The organism is Vaccinium witches'-broom phytoplasma str. VAC, from assembly GCF_000309405.1.
Lineage (GTDB): Bacteria > Bacillota_I > Bacilli_A > Acholeplasmatales > Acholeplasmataceae > Phytoplasma.
This window is the reverse complement of the sequence record NZ_AKIN01000085.1, coordinates 1-430: the sequence shown is the minus strand read 5'-3', so window position 1 is coordinate 430 and position 430 is coordinate 1. Positions and strand designations below refer to the sequence as shown.

Sequence of the window (430 nt, the reverse complement as noted above, 5' to 3'; positions counted from 1 at the left end):
ATTTTTTTTAAACAAAATTTACTTTTTTTCAATTTTTTTTCTTTCTAATTTTTAATTTAATAAAAATTAATAATACATAAACATTATAACAAATGCATCAAATTTTGTTTAAAAAAATTAATTTGAAATATAATAAATGGTGGCTCCGGGCAGAATCGAACTGCCGACACGAGGCTCTTCAAGCCACTGCTCTACCGACTGAGCTACAGAGCCAAATATTGTTTACTATTTACTTGGCGGTCCGGACGGGGATTGAACCCGCGATCTCCTGCGTGACAGGCAAGCATGTTAACCACTACACCACCGGACCTTTTTGTGTTTTTTTTGGTTGCGGGAGTAGGATTTGAACCTACGGCCTTCGGATTATGAGCCCGACGAGCTACCAAACTGCTCTATCCCGCGATCTCAACTTAAATCATAAAAATTATAT

3 tRNA genes are annotated in these 430 nt (G+C 36.7%); all 3 read right to left on the bottom strand.

Going from position 1 to position 430, the window contains the following annotated elements:
* Positions 1 to 137: 137 nt before the first annotated feature.
* Positions 138 to 213: transfer RNA gene (locus tag RI68_RS02025), tRNA-Phe, on the bottom strand.
* A 21-nt stretch (positions 214 to 234) separates the two neighbouring features.
* Positions 235 to 310 (bottom strand) — tRNA-Asp (locus tag RI68_RS02020).
* A gap of 15 nt (positions 311 to 325) precedes the next feature.
* Positions 326 to 402 (bottom strand) — tRNA-Met (locus tag RI68_RS02015).
* Positions 403 to 430 lie beyond the last annotated feature (28 nt).